11 protein-coding genes are annotated in these 17,619 nt (G+C 59.9%); 5 read left to right on the top strand and 6 right to left on the bottom strand.

Annotation, left to right across the window (positions count from 1 at the left end; all coding sequences use genetic code 11):
- Together FHT69_RS27965 and FHT69_RS27960 are read right to left on the bottom strand one after the other, a co-directional pair.
- A complete protein-coding gene (locus FHT69_RS27965) occupies positions 1–1,320 on the bottom strand; it encodes an ABC transporter substrate-binding protein (RefSeq protein ID WP_183904318.1) in 1,320 nt (439 codons plus the stop codon).
- 68 nt (positions 1,321–1,388) lie between these two features.
- Positions 1,389–2,852 carry an aldehyde dehydrogenase gene (locus FHT69_RS27960; protein WP_174824466.1) on the bottom strand — a complete coding sequence of 488 codons (1,464 nt, stop codon included), beginning with the start codon at positions 2,850–2,852 and terminating at the stop codon, positions 1,389–1,391.
- Positions 2,853–3,090: 238 nt separating this feature from the next.
- Between FHT69_RS27960 and FHT69_RS27955 the strand changes: the two genes are divergently transcribed.
- Positions 3,091–3,990 (top strand): AraC family transcriptional regulator, encoded by a 900-nt coding sequence (locus FHT69_RS27955; RefSeq protein WP_183906246.1) that lies wholly within the window; start codon positions 3,091–3,093, stop codon positions 3,988–3,990.
- Positions 3,991–4,283: 293 nt separating this feature from the next.
- Here the strand turns inward: FHT69_RS27955 and FHT69_RS27950 are convergent, their stop codons facing one another.
- From FHT69_RS27950 to FHT69_RS27935, 4 genes are all read right to left on the bottom strand, one after another.
- The gene (locus FHT69_RS27950; protein ID WP_183906245.1) at positions 4,284–6,803 is read right to left on the bottom strand and encodes a hypothetical protein; all 2,520 of its coding nucleotides are present in this window, start codon (positions 6,801–6,803) and stop codon (positions 4,284–4,286) included.
- Positions 6,800–9,850, bottom strand: a complete 3,051-nt coding sequence (locus FHT69_RS27945) for a hypothetical protein (protein WP_183906244.1) — start codon at positions 9,848–9,850, stop codon at positions 6,800–6,802. The genes FHT69_RS27950 and FHT69_RS27945 overlap by 4 nt, the downstream gene beginning before the upstream one ends.
- Before the next feature lie 322 nt (positions 9,851–10,172).
- Positions 10,173–11,579 carry an adenylate/guanylate cyclase domain-containing protein gene (locus FHT69_RS27940; protein ID WP_183906243.1) on the bottom strand — a complete coding sequence of 469 codons (1,407 nt, stop codon included), beginning with the start codon at positions 11,577–11,579 and terminating at the stop codon, positions 10,173–10,175.
- Positions 11,580–11,702: 123 nt separating this feature from the next.
- On the bottom strand, positions 11,703–12,188 hold the full coding sequence (locus tag FHT69_RS27935; RefSeq protein ID WP_063474157.1) for a MarR family winged helix-turn-helix transcriptional regulator: 486 nt from the start codon (positions 12,186–12,188) through the stop codon (positions 11,703–11,705).
- A 201-nt stretch (positions 12,189–12,389) separates the two neighbouring features.
- Here FHT69_RS27935 and FHT69_RS27930 point away from each other — a divergent pair, with 201 nt between their 5' ends.
- The 4 genes from FHT69_RS27930 to FHT69_RS27915 are packed head-to-tail and all read left to right on the top strand — an operon-like array spanning position 12,390 to position 17,437.
- The gene (locus FHT69_RS27930) at positions 12,390–13,976 is read left to right on the top strand and encodes an AMP-binding protein (protein WP_063474158.1); all 1,587 of its coding nucleotides are present in this window, start codon (positions 12,390–12,392) and stop codon (positions 13,974–13,976) included.
- Between the two features lie 40 nt (positions 13,977–14,016).
- A complete protein-coding gene (locus tag FHT69_RS27925) occupies positions 14,017–14,838 on the top strand; it encodes a p-hydroxycinnamoyl CoA hydratase/lyase (protein WP_063474159.1) in 822 nt (273 codons plus the stop codon).
- A gap of 31 nt (positions 14,839–14,869) precedes the next feature.
- Positions 14,870–15,976: an NAD(P)-dependent alcohol dehydrogenase gene (locus FHT69_RS27920; RefSeq protein WP_063474160.1), complete on the top strand. Its 1,107-nt coding sequence runs from the start codon at positions 14,870–14,872 to the stop codon at positions 15,974–15,976.
- A 21-nt stretch (positions 15,977–15,997) separates the two neighbouring features.
- Complete coding sequence (locus FHT69_RS27915; RefSeq protein WP_063474161.1) at positions 15,998–17,437, top strand: coniferyl aldehyde dehydrogenase; 1,440 nt, start codon at positions 15,998–16,000, stop codon at positions 17,435–17,437.
- Positions 17,438–17,619: the final 182 nt, after the last annotated feature.

The following is a 17,619-nucleotide window of genomic DNA, read 5'->3' as shown; positions in this document are numbered from 1 at the left end:
TTATCCATTGTAAGCGGTGAGCTTGGCGCCGACCGGAACGTTCGGGTCGGTGGCGTTTTCGGTGACGACGTAGTCGAGCGCGAATTTCGAGCCCTCCGGCGCTTTCACCCATTGCGTGCCGATGATCGGTCCGGGAGAAACATTGGCGACGGGACCGCTGGTGAAGTCGACCTTACCGGCGATCGTAGTGGTCTTCAGCGTGCTGAGCGCCTTGGCGACGGCCTCCTTGCTCTTGACGTCGGCGCTGGCCTTCAGCGCATCGAAGCCGGCGTCGAGAAGCGCAAGGCTGGCGCCGAGCTGCTGCGTCCACTGCTTGCCGCTTGCCGTTTCATAACCGTCGGCGAGTTCGGTTCCGGAGACACCGGTCAGCGTCGATTTGTAAGGGAAGGCCTTGTGCCAATAGGCGGCGCTGCCGATGTTCAGGCCAAGGTCGCCGAGCGCCTCGATGTCGGAGGGAAACAGGCCCGTCTTGGCGATCTGGCAGATTTTGATCTGCTGGGTGAGGCCCTGCTGTGCGGCCTGTCGCCAGAAGGCGGCGAAGTCGGGCGGGATCGGGAACGAATTGAAGATCTCCACGCCCTCCTGCCTGAAGAGAGCGATCTGCGCGGTAAAGTCGGTGGTGCCGGTTTCATAGGCGCCGGGATCGACGATGGTGAAGCCCTCCTTGGCGAGTGCCGGCGCCAGATGGGCACGGATCGCATTGCCGTCGGCATCGTTGGGATACATGACGCCGACCTTCTTGTTGGTCTCGATCAGGTTCCATTGCGAAACATAGGCCTTGTGGAATTCTTCGACGCCGAAGCCGAAATGATAGGTCCACTTGAACGGCGAGGGCGCTCCGGGCTTGGCGCCGCGGCCGAAATACCAGGCTTCCCAGGGCATGACCGTCGAGAGGCAGGGAATGCCTGATGCTTCGCAGGCGTCGGCCACCGGGTTGATGGTTTCGGGCGTCGAGACGGCGAGCATCAGGTCGATCGACTGGTTGTTGATCAGATCCTTCGCCAGCTGGCCGGCGCGCGAGGGATCGGATTGGGTATCCTGGTCGAGAATCTCCACCTTCCAGGTCTTGCCGCCCGCCTGCAGGCCGTTCGCCAGCGCCTTGCGCGCCAGGTCGAGCACATAACCGTCCGTCTCGCCGAAGCCGCCGAGCGGGCCGGTGCGCGGGCTGATGAAGCCGACCTTCAGCGTGTCGCTGCTTTGAGCAAAGGCGGTGCGGCCGGAAAGCGCCAGCGCCGCGCCTCCCGCCACGGTCGATGCGATGAAAGAGCGGCGGCTCAGCGATGCCGCGTTGAATTTTCCGCTGCGGAAAATGCCGTTCATGAAATCATTCCTCCCTCTTGATGGGGCCTCCCAGCCCGTTCCCAATGTTCATTTCGGCCGATCTCAGTTCAGATCGGGTAGTGCCGTTTTCCCGATGCGATGGTCACCCATCGGAGCTCGGTGAATTCATCGATCGCCGCCTTGCCGCCGAAGCGGCCGTAGCCGCTTGATTTGACGCCCCCGAAGGGCATTTGCGGCTCGTCGGAAACTGTCGCCTCGTTGATGTGGCAGATGCCGGATTCGAGCCGCATGGCGACGGCAAGCGCGGCATTGACGTCGGCGCCGAAAACGGCGGCCGACAGCCCGTATTCATTGTCGTTGGCAACCGTCACGGCCTCGTCGACGCTGCCGACCCGGATGATCGCGGCGACCGGCCCAAAGCTCTCCTCGCGGTAGATGCGCATGGCGGGTGTGACGTGATCGATGACGGTCGCGTCCATCAGCGTGCCGTTGGCGTGACCGCCGCAGACGAGCACCGCGCCTTTCTGCAGGGCGTCGTCGATGAGCGACCTGACCCGCCGGATGGCCTCGGCGTTGATCAGCGTGCCGAGCGGCGTGTTGCCGTCCTTCGGGTTGCCGGCGACGAGGGTTGCGGCCTTCGTCCGGAACTTGCCGACGAAGCCGTCGGCGATCTCGTCCATCAGGATGATCCGTTCGGTCGACATGCAGATCTGGCCCTGGTTCATGAAGGCGCCGAAGGCGGCAGCACTGACGGCCTCGTCGATATCGGCGTCGGCCAGAACGATGAACGGCGCCTTGCCGCCGAGTTCGAGCAGGCAGCGCTTGAGATGCCTTGCCGCGGATTCGGCGATGATCCGGCCGACACGGGTCGAGCCGGTGAAATTGATGCGGCGCACGGCCGGATGGGCGATCAGGGCGTCGACGACGGCGGCGGCATCGCTCGGCGCATTGGAAACGACATTGACGACGCCGCGCGGAAAGCCGGCGTCACACAGGACGTCGCCGATCAGGCCATGGGTTTTCGGGCAGAGTTCGGAGGCTTTCAGGATGACCGTGTTGCCGCAGGCAAGCGGCATGGCGACGGCCCGGGTGCCGAGGATGATGGGCGCATTCCAGGGGGCAATGCCGACGCAGACGCCTGCCGGCTGGCGGACCGCCATGGCAAGGTTTCCAGGAATTCCTGAAGGAATGAGCTCGCCCGAGATTTGCGTGGTCATCGCCGCCGCTTCCCGGAGAATATCCGCGCCGAGCCCGCAATTGATCGCGGCCCATTGCGCGGTGGCGCCGGTTTCGCCGGTCATGGCGGCGATGAGTTCCGGTGCGCGGGCGTCCAGTATATCGGCGGCGGCATTCAGCAGCCTGCGCCGTTCGCCCGGCCCGGTCTGCGACCAGTCCGGAAAGGCTGCCGCGGCCGCATTGGCCGCCCTTGTCATGTCGGCAACGGATCCTGCCGAGGCAATCGTCGCGACATCGCCAGTCAGCGGATCGATGCGTTCGAAGGTGGCCCCTTCGGAAGCATCCATCGCCTCGTTGTTGATCATCAGCTTTGCCGCGAACACTGTTCCACCCAATTCGTCACGTGTTGGCGCCAAGTGCCGGCGCCTGCTTTAGTGCCATGGGGAGAAAACGAGCGGACGCGGCGCCACGAAGGTCGCCTGACGATTCCTGCATCTGCTAAAGAGCCTCCTCCCAAAGGCTGATGAGAAAAGGTTACGCCGATCCGGCGTGGATGGAATGCGATTTATTGGGTTAATATTGTAATTATCCGGTGATATCAGCATTGTTTGACGCGGGAATGGAGGAGAGGCGGTGGCAACGGACGGCGGGATTCATCACTATGCCAGGGGCGAGTGGCACGGGCCGTCGCTGTCGCACCGGCGCATCCGTTTCCAAAAAGGGCTGTATGCCGATTTCTACCATTTCCTTCTGCTGGGGGAGGGAAGTGGAGAGCTTCATTTCGACAATGGCGACCATCGGCCGCTGCACGGACCGCTGCTTGCCTTCCTGCCGCCGCAGGCGCGATGCGACCTGTCGATATCAGCCGGAACCGCGGCCCATCTGGTCGGCGCCTCGCCGCAGATCATGGTCGATGCGATCGGCGACAAGGTGGAATCCTATTCGCTGCGCATCTTCACCGAGCAGCGCAAGCTGGTCGAGGCACTGGATCCCTCCGCGGTGGCCGAAATCAGCCCGCTGATTTCGGGCTTCGTGCGGGAACTGGGCGATCCCGCCCGCTCCTCCTGGATGGTCGCCTCCGCCTATATCAGGCTCATTCTGATGGCGCTGTGGCGCGGCTCCGACGGCGAGAGAAGCGAGCAGCGCGGGCAGGGCGAAACCGGATCGATCCTGCAGAGATACCGGCAACTGGTCGAGGCCGGTTTCCGCCAGCACCGGCCGATCAGCGATTATGCCGCGGAGTTGGGCGTCACGGCCGACCGGCTGCATTCCATCTGCCAAAGGGCGCTCGGCCGCTCGCCGATCCAGCTTCTGCATGAGCGCGTGGTGCAGGAGGCAAAACTGAGATTGGAGCGATCGGCTCGCAATATCCAGGAAATCTCCGACAGCCTCGGCTTCCGCGACCCGACCTATTTCAGCCATTTCTTCAAACGCAAAACCGGCCTTTCGCCCGCCGGCTACCGCGAGATCGCCCGCGCTTCCGCCGGCTCGGAAAACAGCATGCTGTCCTCGGGCTATGCTGATTGGCCTTAGGCTCGGGGCCATTGGTCGAAGTAATAGCTTGCCAATCTTGAGTCACAAATCATGCTGAACTCGGAATCCCAGGCCGCGTAGCACTGCGATGTGCCAGGGGTAGTCGTTGTCCCGGATTGAAGGAATGACCGATGTGGGGCCGTCAGCCGACAGACGGCTTTTGGGTGCAGATGCTGACTTCACGTCCAAGCTCGAGGAACGCGCACCATCCTGCGCAGCTCTTCGCCGTACTGTTCGTGGGCGGCCACGCTAACGTTGCTTGAGGCCCCCGCCGGCGGCAAACCGCGGCGATGCTAAGGCCGCTGCACAGGTCTAAAGCGGAAAGCCGCTCCGTTGCTGTTAAGTTTCCTGATGATTTCGATTTCCTCCCCGCGCTTGACCGTCGACTGCCTTTTCAGAACCTCAAGAAGGCTCGCATATTCATTGCGGAGGCTCGTTGCAAAAATGCCGGTGTCGTCACTCCCCACGCAAATCGGCGGAACGGAAGAGAATTCCTCACCGGTTAGATTAAGCCAACGGAACAGATGATGTTCCTTGAGACTGTCGTAGGCGCTGATTCGCACATTGCTGGTTGGAAGCGTTTCGATAACAACGCCCTTTGAGGCTAGATTCGCAAGTGCGTCGGCTTGCAGGACAACGAGAGCATTCGGAGAAAGCCAAGCCGTCGTCACCTCTTCGAAAACGCCAAGCTGTTTTATGCGTCTGTGCCTTTCGCGGAAAAGTTCATAGGCTGCCGGATATAGCCTAGCTGCCGCTTCGATCCGTTCAAGCTCGGCTCGGCTTGTTGCGGATCGGGCAACTTTAGCCTGGATACCCGCCGCAAGAGCCATACCGGCCGCATCGACCGAATGCGACGAACTCCTCTCAAGATTCGATATCTCAAGAACATCGAGCTCGCGCAGTTTCCAAGACTGATGAAGAAGTGTGGGGGTACATTCCTTGCCGTAAATCTTCGCAGAAAAAACGGCAATCTGTTCCTCTAGCATCATTGCCTCGTGAGTTGTATCCGGGTGGACAACGAGGCGGTTGTAGGCATAGACAAGATTATCCAGATGTTCGCCGGCCGCCATCATCAGCCTAGGCCCGGTTCTTTCCAACCAGAAACCAGGCCGGATTCCCAGAGCAGTGGCATGCCCCATGCGATCTCCGTTTGTCAGCGGTAAAAAGGAGAGCGCTTCGAAGCATGCACGGATCCCCGACACGAGATGAACGAAATCTTCGCCAACATGATATGTCGCCCGCTCGATGCCGCTGTACCGCATATTCCTAAAGACAGGGGCGAAGACCTCCGGTGCAGCATGAAGCTCGTTTGCGGCCGCATCAATGCCGCGGATCAGTTCACGCACTAGCCGATGCCTCTTCATTGCGTTTTGCACCACTTTCGCTTGCTGGCGGAGCTGGGAACGAAGCTGCAGATCGAGCACCTGCGACGCGCTATCTTGCCGAAATTGCCGTTTTATAAAATGAACGACCAGCGAAAGTTCGCCATTTGCGTGACCCGATTTGGCCGCATGGCAGGCCTCCGCGCACCCTCCCGTCATGCAGCCTGGTGCGGCTCCACGAAGGCCTCTCAGCGAAATCCGACTTGGGCAACCGCGGAAACGAAGATATCCGTCCACGACGCCTTCTACCAATCCAAGGAAGGCTGCTACGTCCTTTTTGGGCGCGATTCGCCCCTCAAGATGTTTGATCGTGTCATAGGGTGGCCTCTGGTTCAATTGTCGAAAACGAGCCTCGTAGCGACGTTCAAGGCTCTCGCGCACACCCACGAATGTGTATTTTTGAAATTGATCGAAGCCAAATTCGTCGATCTGCTGGACGGAGATGCGTGCAAACTGCGTAAGAACAAGCAGATTGAAATAAAGTGCCGTGCCAAGTCCGTCTTTTTGTGCCGTGGGCAAGCGCAAAGCCTGAAACCAGGTATAGAGGAATGCTGCTTCGGCAACGATCGGCTTACAGGCCGCTGCAGGAAATATGCTTGTGATGGGGTAACCGCCCAGTGGAAGGCCTGACGTGTGTGGGCAATCGTAGTCGAATACATCTGCCCGCGCTGTTTCCTTTAACTGAGAGGGAGACAACGTATGCTTGCCTCCCTGAACCAGGCTTCCGAGAACTTTAGCGACAAGGTGTCTAACGCGCCTGGCCGAACGAAGTCTTTGGAATATCTCTTTCGGCTTCATGCCGAATTCCATCTGGTCGTATAGTTCAGATATTGACTGGCGCTGACCAGTATCATTCTGGGCTTCGCTCAGCGCTCGGTAGTACATATCGGGTGATCGAACTGCATCTGGCCAAAGGATGTCGAGTTCTGTCGAACCATTTAGATGCATATGCATCTCGTTAAGGCCGTCTGTTTCGATCAGAAGCTGCAGCTCGGGCTGGAGCGGAGAAACGAGAGCAGTATCGCCGAGAAGCGCAGCCAGATAACTGCATGGATCAGACCCGAATGCGGGACCTCGCCCTTCGTTGACCAGAAAGGCGACGACGACGGCCAAGGGGGAGATTGAAGGTAGAAGTTCCTGCCAATCTTCAAAGGCTTCATTGCGGACATGGATGCCGTTTGCCGAGCGGACAAGAAATCGCTTGGCCAGCGCCGAAAGCACCACGAGAGGCAATTCGTGCAGCATCGCCACATCGCCAATTCTAGCGTGGAGATAGTTCTTATAGAAGTGATCTGGTCGGCCCGTATCGCTTCGTCGTTCGGTAACAAAAATGCGCCGGCGGATATCCTCGATGTCAGGAATTACGCCTTCCAAGAACTGTTTCAGCCCAAAGCTGTCGCTAAATGCTCGCCGATAGATAAGGGCGCTCATGCCGTGCTTTCATCCGGAGCCGCGGAGTTTGGGTTGTCCTCAACTGGTACATCTGAGAGTCGGACGCGCCTCTTTTTGGCGGCGCTAGGCTGCCGCCCGACCGGACTATCTTGTCCCTGGAGCTGGACGGTATTTAGCAGAAAATACAGACCTTCGAACGTTGCATCCTCGCTATTGCCAGGAGAGCGCAATGTAACGACAGCTATCTTATCCTCAAGCCAGTACTTTGCAGTGCGCTTGGAATATCGCGCAAAAATGCTTTCGTTAGGAGAAAGCCGGCGGGGCTGCGTAACCTCATCCTGTTCTCTTCGCGCGAGAAAATATCCCCACAGCGGGCAAGTGAAGATCAGATCGAAAAAGGCGAACTCCCCTGTCCTATGGAACCCGCTGTCGTGCTTTTCATCGTAAATTTCGTCGAGCAGACGAACAAAGAACTCGCCTGACGTGACAGGGTTGTTCGCAAGGCTGGCCGACACGTCGACGTTGGCAGCACGCAATGCTTCATATCCCACTGAATGCAGGAACGAAATCAACATGCGATGTGTAAGAACGCCGAGATATCGAGACTCACCATGCACCATCCCCTCGCGGATTTTCTGAAAGGAGTAGGTAAACCGAGTCCACACACGGGAAAGCACGATCGGCGCCAAGGTATGGCGCTGGCCTTCCTTTCTGCTGTGATGCTCTAGCCACTTCGCCAAGACGGTCTCAATTTTTATCCCATCAAGATCAGCGTCATCCAACGGATCACCATCCACTTCGAGATCAGACCCGTCGGTGATGCCCAGGCGCAGCCCCTCAACAGCAACCGGCGTCGGATAGCTGCGCATCATCCCCGCTGACCCAAGAATCTCCGACAAAGAAAATTCACGATCTTCACTTGGTTTTTCCATCAGATCTATCATTTCTCCCACTACGGCGAGGATTCGGAGAAATGAGAAATTGCCTTGTCCAGATGCCTGGCCGGAGATGATCTCGTGGATCGGCAGGTGAGCGATTAATCGAGCATTGCGGTCCAGATTATCGGACAAATCCTCAAGGCCGTTAATATAGTAGAGCTTAATGCCCTTTGTGGCGCGGTAAGACTGATAGTCGAAACCGGCCGCCTTCAAACGATCATGATAGCCTTTCAACGCAGGTGGCAGAGAGCCACCTCCACCCTTCGAGCTGCCGTTTATGAAATCAGAGAGCGTGACTTTGGCATCGTTAGAGTTTTCGAAATCAAAGCCGTACAGCTCTTTTATGGCTGCCTTCCATTCGCGGATGCGCTTCATCGGAACTGTGGCCCCACTGAAGCGAATGTCCGCAACAATCTGACGAGTTCCTTCCTTCCCGCCTTCAATTGCCTCCCACGACGCGAGCCGACTGACAAACTGATAGCTGCTTTCGGACGTATCCGCGGCCAGATGCTTGAGGAGCTGTGGTACGCCCTCGTCTGAACTCGCTGAGATTTCACCACGGTCGATCTTCTCGCGGATGGTCGAGATCTTCAGCCAATAATCAATCATTTTGCCAGGCGATTTGACGAAGAACCCGTTCAGGATGGCCGTCAGGTAAATTGCCACCAAGTTCCTGTCATCTGCATCAACAGCATCCGGGTAAAGACGCGCAAGGCTCTCCCACAGTTTTCGCCGGGTCAGCCATTCACTCAAGATGCCCAATATTTGGTCTGGGGCAGCATCCCGTGTCTTATCGACGTCGAGACCAAGGTTCATCAAAGCAGTCCAGGCCACATGACGAAGGGCGTCTTCGGCCTGGCTTTGGGCTTCATCGAATGAAGAGTAAGAGGCGGAACATGCCAACCTCGCACCCGCCAGAATCTGAAGGGCGCTGCGCAACGGAAGCTGGAGCAGTTTTAGCCGGATCAGGTCAGTGTCGGATTTCTGCCGAATGCCAAGAACTCTTTCAGAAAGCAGTTGAACGAAGTTCTCTAGTGTTGCTTCTGTTGTCGGATCGCCCCATTTAAGCGTGATCTTGCGCCCTGGCGGTTGAGATCCAAGGGGTCGCAGATTGATCCGTGATTCAGGTGGCGCGACCTTGACAAGATACTGATCTTGAAGGGTTCCTACCATCGCTCCAATTTCGCGGATCTGCGAAGTCCCATTAGCCTTTTCCAGCATTTTCTCCGCGTTGAGAAATTCTTTGCGCATCTGCGCCCATTGCTGTTGGCGAACAAGCAAAGCGTAAAGGTTGAGGTCGCCGGAAAGAATTATGCGTACCTGCGGTGTTGCGAGATATTTACGCATCGCTTCAAGCACCGGCCAGCCTCGTTCGAACCATGTATCCACATCGTCAATGGCGAGAACGAAGGCGTTTATATTCAGGAAATCGGCTGCGACCTTAACGTAATTGCGGAACCGGCGTTCGAAATCATGCGCAGCAGAAGCCTCCTCCAATCCGCGTTCAAGCACATATTCCGGATCGAGCCAGTCCTTGCCAGAATACAGATCACCGCCAATACCATCCAGCAACGACAGACCCTCGGCCAATTTGTGCAGCGCGCGATCAACAACTTTATATTCTTCATCAGCGCCGTTGTGTTTCCGCTTGTGTTGTGTCGCGATGCGAATGCGATCGATTACGACAATCATGATATTTTGCTTGGTTTCGATCAGCGTTGGATCGATTAGACCAAGACTGTAAAGGCGAGGCGGATCCTTCAAGCCTTGTGCTGAGCCCAGCAAATCCTTCCAATCTTTGTATTTTTCAATCTCAGCGAGGATTCTGGTAAGAAAGGTTGTTTTCCCTTCTCCGCGCCTTGCCGAGACGAGGATGGCGTCGTGACGCCGCTCTCGAAGGACGTTTAAGGCGGTAGGCCGCAGACCTCCTGCGTCTTCGTCTGCTGGGGCATGCACCGTCTTCGCAAGCGCCCTAAGGAGGCGCTGTCGCGCTTCCTGCTGGATGAAGTCGTTTACGCTTGGATCAACATTTGGATTACCGATCGTATCCAGATCGATTATAATGTTATCGCTCAAAAACTTGTTCTCCACATCAGCGGCTGCGATCGTAAACTCTTCAAGATCATGTCGGGCGTCCCGAACATCCATGTTTTTAAGAGCTACGGGAAAACAACTAAAGAACGGTTAGTCCGCCCACCTTGCAACCCATAGCAAACGGCCGGAATTGGGCGCTGAAGAGATGTCTAAGCGCAAAAGAGAAGCATGAACTGGCTACCCGTGCCCGTATCGTCAGGGGCGTTTGATCCGCCCAGATTGATCGACGGCAGCTTTTGGGACGGCCGGAATGAAGAATCGACGTCCGACATGAGGGCGCAAAGCAGCCTTATCCTTCGACAATGAAAAAAAGTCCGCTTCGGCCCCCTTAGTAGAAACCGCTCAAGTTGACTTGACGTCGAAGATCAGACCACCCTCACGACAGCGCAAAAATCCTCACTTCCCGTCCGATGCCCTGAAGCTCCGCCAGCCGGGAGACCGATGAGATGCCGCCGTCGCGCAGGATCTCTGAAACCTGGGCATCCCCGACGATCGCCTCCGTCGTCATGATCACATTGGGATCGGCAAGGCCCTGGACGCGGGAAGCGATATTGACGGTCTGACCGAAATAGTCCTGTCGGTCGTTCAGGTTGACGGCGAGGCATGGTCCCTCATGAATGCCGATCTTCAGCAGAAGATCGTCGCTGCCGTGTTCGGCATTCAGCCGAAGCATCGCCTCGCGCATCCTGAGTGCTGCGGCCACCGCCCGGTCCGGGCTGGGGAAGGTCGCCATCACGGCATCGCCGATGGTCTTGACCACGGCTCCGGCCTCTGTGGCGACGATCTCGTGAAGAACCCTGAAATGCGCCCGCACCAGATCGAAGGCGGCGAGATCTCCGACGCGCTCGTAGAGCGCGGTCGAGCCCCTCAAATCGGTGAAGAGGAAGGTCAGGCTGGTGATCTTCAGCCGCTGATCGACGTCAAGCGTGTCGGTCCGATAGATGTCCCGGAAGCTCTGGTTCGTCAGCAGTCGCTTGGCTGTCAGAAAAGGCCGCCTGCGGCCCAGGAGGTCGTGCAGTTCGTCTCCGGCGATGCAGACATTCGGCACCACTCGGCGATCGGTGTGGTTCTCGAGGGTGAGCCGCAGCAGGCCGGGACGCAGGGTCAGCGTTTCGTTCAGCGCATGCGTCCGGCTGATGATCATCGACAGGGTTTGACGTTCGTCGGTGGGCTCGCCCTGCACGTCGATGAACTGCGCCGAGTGTGTGACCGCATCGAAGATGATGACGAACTGCGCCGGCAGTTGCAGCGAGACGAAAGCCTTCTCGCCCGGCGCCAACTCGATCATCTCCAGCTGGATGCGATCGAACTTCGCCTCCAGGTCCTGCGGCAGGTCGACGCCGGAGCTGAAGAAGATCTGGCGGTAGTATTCAAGCGGAGGCAGCCGATCGGGGTCGTGGGCGGCAATCCTGCGCACTCTTGGACTAACGGTGAAGGTTACCTCGACCATCTCGTCGAGGGTCGGTTCGTATCCGGCCGCGCAGAGCGCGCAATGGTAAGTGTCCTGGACGACCCCTTTCAGGGTTGCGCCGCTGTCGAGGACGCCGCCGCATCCCGGGCAAAGGACGTTCCAGGTCATTTCGAAGACGCCGATGCGGGCGGCATGCAGAAGTGCCGCGATGGTTTTCTCTTCATCGAGATGATGCGTGTCGGCAAAGGCGAGCGCATTGATGCGATTGAGATCGCGATCCGAGCCATGTTTGACGACGTTTTCGATGCACTCAACAGTCTGCGGGTCAGCCGCCTGTCGCAGGGTGGCAAAAAGCACGTCCATTTCACTCATGAGACAAGTCTCCGTGTGCAGAACCCACGGCGGACGACGCCAGGGCCGGGATCATAACACGGGACTTTCCCAAGCGAAATCTATCAGCTTGGATGCGGCTTACTTCCCAAGCGCGCGGGGATTTCAGTTCCCCTTGTATATCCGTTTCAGCGCCATCAGCAGCGCGTCCATTTCGTCGCGCGAAAACAGCTCAAGGAAACGCTGTTCGTGCTTGTCGATCAGCTCACGCGCCCGCGCGAGCACCGCGCGTCCCGCCTTCGTCAGATGCAATTCCTGGCGGCGGCGGTCGGCCGCGGAGGGGCGGCGTTCGATCAGGTCGCGGGCGGCCAGCCGGTTGACGAGGGCCATCATCGTCGCCCGGTCGGTGCCGAGCGTGTTGGCAAGGTCGATCTGCGAGGCGCCGGGATTGCCGGCGACGAGTTCCATCACGGCGAGCTGCTTCTGCGTCAGCGCCAGCTCCTCCATGGTTTCGGCAAAGTCGCGATAGATTGCGACATGCGCCATGCGCAGATGGAAGCCGAGCAGATCGCCAAGGCGGCCGACGTCGAGCGCCGGCGTCGCGGGGGCATCTTCGCCCTCGACATCGTCCTGCGGTGATTTTGTGCCCATGGTTCGCTCTCGCCTCGTTCGGGGTCATAACCATCAAAATCAGCGGGTTAGTCAATATCGGCATCGCGGATTTCCCCGCGCCCATTCGAACGGTCGGATTTGCCTTGAACAGCCTCTTGCATCTCAGCTGAAAAATATTAGTATGTGTTACATACAAATTTGATGCCGGCTGCAGAGGAGCGGCGGGCATGGGAGGAGAACATGGCGCATTCCTTTTCCGGGATGGTTTCGTCGGCAGATTGCGGACTGGTGACGGATGATCCGATCCTTTACCGCGCGCGCGTCGCACCGGACCGTCCGGCTCTGTTCGAGATCGCCACCGGCCGGCAGCTTACCTATGTCGGGCTCGATGCGCGGATCGCCCGCTGCGCCGGCTTGCTCAACGATATGCTCGGGGCGCGGCGGGATGGGGCGCGTGTCGCCATGCTGGCGCGCAATTCGGTGGATTCGATCGTGCTTGCCTTTGCCTGCCAGCGCGCCGGCGCCATCTACGTGCCGCTCAACTGGCGCCTCAACGCCGCGGAGTTGCGGCCGATCCTTGCCGATTGCACGCCGGCTCTGCTCGTTCACGACGAGGAGTTCGCGGCAACGGCGGTAAGCGTCGCGGGCGTCGATCCCGAAATGGCGCTGATATCGACGGCCGATGGCCCGGCCGGGCTCGCCGCGCGGATCGAGGCGAGCCGTCCGGCCGGCCCGGTGACTATCGATGCCGATGAACCTTGCGTGCTTCTCTACACATCGGGCACGACGGGGCAGCCGAAGGGCGTCGTCATCACCCGCCGCAACGCCTTTTTCGCCGCCATCAATTTTTCCATGGTCGGAGAGATCGGGCGAGGTTCCGTCGCATTGTGCGACCTGCCGTTCTTTCACACGATCGGGCTGATCGCGGTGGCGCGCACCACGTTGATGCTGGGCGGCACGCTTGTCATTTCCGACCGCTTCACGCCGGCGCGCACGCTTGCAGCCCTTGCCGACCGGCAGCGCGGCATCACCCATTATTTCGCCGTGCCGCAGATCGCGCTCGCCTTGCGCAACGACCCCGCCTATAGCGCCGCGGCGCTTTCCGGCCTGCATGCGCTCTTCGTCGGCGGCGCGCCGCTGACGCGGGCGCTGATCGAAAGCTATCTCGACGACGGCGTTGCGCTGGTCAACGGTTACGGCATGAGCGAGGCCGGAACGGTGCTGCATGTGCCGATCGACCGGCGCGCCGTGCAGGACAATCCCGGCAGCGTCGGTCTTCCCGCACCGTTGCTCGACATTCGCATCGTCGGCGAGGACGGCCGCGACGTTGACGAAGGCGAGATTGGCGAACTCTGGCTGCGCGGGCCGGCGGTAACGCCGGGTTACTGGAACAAGCCGCGGGAAACCGCGGCCGCTTTCACCGACGGCTGGTACCGCACCGGCGATCTCGGCCGGCGCGAAGCGAACGGCTTCTATCGCATCGTCGACCGGCTGAAGGATATGTATATCAGCGGCGGCGAGAATGTTTACCCCGCCGAGGTCGAAGCGGCGCTCGCAAGCCATCCCGATATTCTCGATGCCGCGGTCGTCGGCATTCCCGACCTCAGGTGGGGCGAATGCGGCGTCGCCTATATCGTGCTGCGGCCGGGTGCCGTGGCAACGGGTGATGAGATCGCCGGCCATTGCGCGGCAAGGCTTGCCGCCTTCAAGCGTCCGGCCCGCATCCTCTTCGTCGAGAGCATTCCCCGCACCGCCTCCGGCAAGGTGCAGAAACATGTTCTGCGCCAGTTCCATTCCGACGAAACCCTTCAACGACAGGCCTTGTGACGCGGCTTGCGCCTTCACGCCGAAACCAATGGAGTAAACCATGACTGAAATGAAATCGCCGGTTCTGGTCGAATTCGATAGTGGCATCGCTTTCGTGACCCTCAACCGTCCGGAAAAGCGCAATGCGATGAATCCGGCCCTGAATGTCCGGATGCTCGAGGTGCTCGACGAACTCGAGGGCGACGAGCGCTGCGGCGTCCTCGTCCTGCGCGGCGCCGGCGAATCCTGGTCGGCCGGCATGGATCTGAAGGAATATTTCCGCGACAATGACGGCAAGCCGCGTGACGCCACGCTGAAGGCGCGGCGCCAGTCCGGCAACTGGTGGAGCCGGCTGATGTATTTCGAAAAGCCGACCATCGCCATGGTCAACGGCTGGTGCTTCGGCGGCGCCTTCACGCCGCTGGTGTCTTGCGATCTCGCCATCGCCGCCGAGGAGGCGAAATTCGGCCTCTCCGAGATCAACTGGGGCATTTTGCCGGGCGGCAACGTCACCCGTGCTGTCGCCGAAGTGATGCGCCATCGCGACGCGCTCTACTACATCATGACCGGCGAACTGTTCGATGGGCGCAAGGCCGCGGAAATGGGTCTCGTCAACGAGGCGGTGCCTTTGGCCGAGCTTGAAACCCGGGTCCGCAAGATCTGCGCCAGCCTGCTCGAAAAGAACCCGGTGACGCTGAAGGCCGCCAAGGACACCTACAAGCGGGTGCGCAACCTGCCATGGGATCTCGCCGACGATTACATCTACGCCAAGCTGGAGCAGATGCTGTTTCTCGACAAGACCAAGGGGCGCGACGAGGGGCTGAAACAGTTCCTCGACGACAAGACCTATCAGCCGGGGCTCGGCGCTTACAAGCGCGGCTGAGGGCGCAGATTGATCTCGGGAGGAGGATAGAATGAAAATCCATGCCGCGGTGGCGCGTGCGCCGCATATGCCGTTTTCGCTGGAAAGGCTCGATCTGGAGGAGCCGCGCGAGGGCGAGATCCTGGTTCGCGTCGTGGCGACAGGGGTCTGCCACACCGATATCGTCATGCGTGACCAGCACCTGCCGGTGCCGCAGCCGGTCGTGCTCGGCCACGAGGGCGCCGGCATCGTCGAGCGGGTCGGGCCGGGTGTCGCCAAGGTCAAGCCCGGCGATCATGTGGTCATGACCTTCAACTCCTGTGGCCATTGCCCGAGCTGCAATGATCACGAGGAAACCTATTGCCACGAATTCTTCCCGCGCAATTTCTTCGGTGCGCGTGCCGATGGTTCGAGCGGGCTCTCATGCGAGGGGGAGCGGGTTCACGGCAATATTTTCGGGCAATCCTCCTTTGCCAGCCATGCGCTGTGCCATGAACGCAATATCGTGAAAGTGCCTGGAGATGCCGATCTGGCGCTGCTCGGGCCGCTCGCCTGCGGCATCCAGACCGGCGCCGGCGCGGTCATGAACGCGCTCAAGGTCGAACCGGGAAAAGTGCTCGCGGTTTTCGGCATGGGCTCCGTCGGTCTTGCCGCGGTGATGGCGGCGCGGGTCGTCGGCGCTTCGCGGATCATCGCCGTCGACGTCAACGAGACGCGGCTGGCGCTTGCGGCGGAACTCGGCGCCACCGATATCGTCAACGGCAAGACAAGCGACGCGGTTGCCGCGATCATGGCGCTGACCGGCGCCGGCGTTGATTATGCGATCGATGCCTCCGGCGTGCCCGCCGTCATCGACCAGTGTGTGCGGGTGCTGGCGCCGCGCGGCACCTGCGGCATCGTCGGGGCCTCGCCGCACGGCGCGACGCTGACGCTGGATCTCACCCATATCCTCTCCGGCGGACGCCGCGTCCGCGGCATCGTCGAGGGCGATTCCAATCCCGATGTGCTGATCCCGCTGTTGATCGATCTGCATCGGCAGGGGCGCTTCCCCTTCGACAGGCTCGTCACCTTCTATGATTTCGCCGACATCAACCAGGCGGTGGAGGATTCGGAAAAGGGCATCGTGCTGAAACCGATCGTACGCCAGCCGGCCGTCTGACATCGTTCAAGGGAGGAAACAATGAACACCGTCACCCCGATCGCCACCGATACCAGTGCCGATGCCATGAAGGCGCTGCTGGACCGGCAAAAGACGTCTTTCCTGAGGGAAGGGCCGCCAAGCATCGAGACCCGCATCGATCGCATCGACCGCGTCATCGCCCTTCTGGTCGATCATAAGGATGCGATCGCCGCGGCCCTCTCGGACGATTTCGGCAGCCGCAGCGTCGAGGCGAGCCTGCTTCTCGACGTCTTCACCTGCGTCGGTTCGCTCAAATATGCCAAGGCCCATCTTGCCGAATGGCTGAAGCCGGAAGAGCACGAGGCACTGTTTCCGGATGCGGTCGCTGAAGTGGTCTATCAGCCGAAGGGGGTTGTCGGAATCCTGAGCCCCTGGAATTTCCCCTATCAGCTCGCCCTTGCGCCGCTTGCCGGCATTCTCGCCGCCGGCAACCGCGCCATGATCAAGCCCTCGGAGGTGACGCCGGCTTCATCAGCCTTGATGGCGAAGCTCATCGCCGGCGCCTTCGACGAAACGGAAATCTCAGTCGTTCAGGGCGGACCCGCGACGGGCACTGCCTTCACGTCACTGGCCTTCGACCACCTGATCTTCACTGGCGGGACCGCGATCGCCCATCATGTCATGCGCGCGGCGGCGGAAAACCTGACGCCGCTGACGCTAGAACTCGGCGGCAAGTCGCCCGTCATCGTCGGCCGCTCGGCCGATCTCGCCGACGCGGCGCGCCGCGTCATGACGGTCAAGACGCTGAATGCCGGCCAGATCTGCCTTGCGCCCGATCATGTCTATGTGCCCGAGGAAAGCGTCGAAGCCTTTGCCGGACACGCGGTCGCGGCGGTTGGCGCGATGTATCCGGCGTTGAAGGAAAATCCCGATTACACCTCGATCGTCAATGCCCGCCATCACGCCCGCGTCCAGGGCCTGATCGACGATGCCAGGGCCAAGGGCGCTGGGATCGTCGAGATCAACCCGGCGGCGGAGAATTTCTCCCAGCAATCGGCCCATCGCATACCCCCGACCCTGATCCTCGACCCGACGGAAGACATGCGCGTGCTGCAGGAGGAAATCTTCGGACCGGTGCTGCCCGTCATTGCCTATCGCGATATCGCCGACGTCATCGATCGTATCAATGCCAGGCCGCGCCCCCTCGCTCTCTACTATTTCAGCCAGGATCGGCAGGAGGAACGCCGTGTCCTCGACAATACGACCTCCGGCGGCGTGACGGTCAACGACTGCATGAGCCACGTCACGGCGGAAGGCCTGCCTTTCGGCGGCGTCGGCCATTCGGGCATGGGAGCCTATCACGGCAAATTCGGCTTCCTCACTTTCTCGCATCCGCGCGCCGTCTATCACCAGAGCAAGATGGTGGAAGCGGAATACATGATGCGGCCGCCCTATGGCGAGGCGATGCGTGGCTTTTTGGCTGCGGCGATCTGCAAGTAGTGAAAGAGCCGGGATCGTGACCGCGGGTGCGTTATGAACAGCAGCGGCGCGATCTCTCTCGTAGCTTCACGAGCGCTTTGGTGCGCAACACGATAGTCCAAATGCGCATGCTTATCCGGATAGCGCAACTATTGCGCTATCCGGATAGATGTCCCGAGGCCCAGGATGCAGTTGTTAAGCAT

The organism is Rhizobium sp. BK008 (genome assembly GCF_014197345.1).
Classification (GTDB): domain Bacteria; phylum Pseudomonadota; class Alphaproteobacteria; order Rhizobiales; family Rhizobiaceae; genus Rhizobium; species Rhizobium anhuiense.
The sequence above is the reverse complement of the archived record's forward strand: the minus strand, read 5'-3'. Positions and strand labels throughout refer to the sequence as shown.